The following is a 1,653-nucleotide window of genomic DNA, read 5'->3' as shown; positions in this document are numbered from 1 at the left end:
CTAGCCTCTCTTATTCACGACGCTCGGTTTCGGGCCCGCTCTGGGCATTTGCTGCGGCTGGCTGTATTGCGCGGACGACCGGCATCGCTGGCGTTTGTTTCACCGCATTCGGATTGATGGGCTTTTCGGGTTGAAGGGCTGGGCTCGGAGTTCTGCGGCGCTGCCGCATGGGCTACGTCGGCGCAGGCTTCAGCCGGAGAACGAGGGCGCGGAACAGGTCGGCATCCGGACAGGCGGAAGCGAAGGCAATGCGGATGCGGCTAGCACTTTCTACGACGCGCGCAGCGACCTTGAGCAGCCGCAGGCGCAAGGTGGTAAACTCCGCGCTTGCCAGAGCAGCGGTCCTGGGCATCGCCTGCTGGATGCGCCATAGCAGCCAGTATGCGGCAGTGTGCAGTATCAGGCGCATCTGATTGGCATTGGCCGAGCGGCACGAGGTTCGGTCGCTGGCGAGCTGGGACTTGTGGCGCTTGATCAGGTTCTCGGCCTGACCACGCGCGCAGTAGAGCGTGTCGTAGATGTGCTCGGCCGATCCTGTTGCCAACGAGGTGACGACATAGCGGATGTCCATGCCCAGCGTGCTGGCCTCGATCCGTGCAACGACGCGACGCTGGCACTTCCAGGTCTTTGCCCCATAGCGGGTCTCGGCATAGTTGCGCAGGACGGGACACTGACGCTGGGCGCGCTTGACCGCGCAGGCATCGGCGACCGCAACAATGGCGGGATCGGCGCGCAGCGCTGAATTGGTGGGCAGGCCGAACACGTAATCGACGCGGGCCGCATCGCAGTAGGCCATGACCTCGGGTCGACCATAGTGCCCGTCGCCGCGGATAGTGATGTGGGTATCGGGCCAATTACGGCGCAGGTGACGCACCAGGCGTCGGATGTGCCCCGCCGCCTCCTTTCCAGAAGGCGTCTTGCCTGTGCGCAGCAGCATGGCCACCGGCCTGCCGGTCGCGGTGTCGTAGATATGGATCGGTAGGAAGCAGCGCTCCCCATGATGCCCGTTCCAGAACGAGAGCTGTTGATAGCCATGCACGACGTCGCACGTGTCGTCGATATCCAGCGTGACCGCTGTCGGAGGGGCGGGATAGCTGGCGCAGTAGATGTCGATCATCGCGGCCATCATGCTGGCCAGTTCGCGCGTAGTCGGTGCATTTTCCCACCGGCTCATCGTCGGTTGGCTGGCCAGCCCCGCGCCCGATTCCGGCAGCTTGCCGAGCGCCAGGCGGAAGCCTGGATCGTCGCGCAGAGCATCGAGATCATCGGCATCCTCATAGCCGCACGCAATCGCGAACACACGGGCACGCAGAATGTCATCCAGGCGATGGATCACCCGCGCTGGATCGCGCGGATCGGCAATACAAGCCGCCAGGCGCTGGCAAATCCCCATCGCGCGCTCGGCCTGTGCAAGCAGTAGAACACCGCCATCCGAGGTAAGCCGGCCACCGTCGAACGCAGCTGTGATTTTCTTGCGGCCGACTGCTGGGAATCCAAATGAGCTTGCGATATCATCGTTCATGGCGGGTGTGGCCCGTGGCATTTTCTGCCCTGCGGCAGGTTCGGCTTAGACACCCAGTTCCTAATTCAGATCAGAGGCTTACGCCACTCCCGCCAACCCTTCAGGACACTTTTGGTGAATAAGGCGGGCTA

At 63.3% G+C, this 1,653-nt stretch carries 1 protein-coding gene; it reads right to left on the bottom strand.

The window, feature by feature from the left end; translation table 11 throughout:
• Positions 1-172: 172 nt before the first annotated feature.
• Positions 173-1,522, bottom strand: a complete 1,350-nt coding sequence (locus SPHV1_RS03465) for an IS1380-like element ISSp1 family transposase (RefSeq protein WP_013039775.1) — start codon at positions 1,520-1,522, stop codon at positions 173-175.
• Positions 1,523-1,653 lie beyond the last annotated feature (131 nt).

Source organism: Novosphingobium sp. KN65.2 (assembly GCF_001368935.1).
In the GTDB taxonomy this organism is placed as follows: Bacteria; Pseudomonadota; Alphaproteobacteria; order Sphingomonadales; family Sphingomonadaceae; genus Novosphingobium; species Novosphingobium mathurense.
The sequence above is the reverse complement of the archived record's forward strand: the minus strand, read 5'-3'. Positions and strand labels throughout refer to the sequence as shown.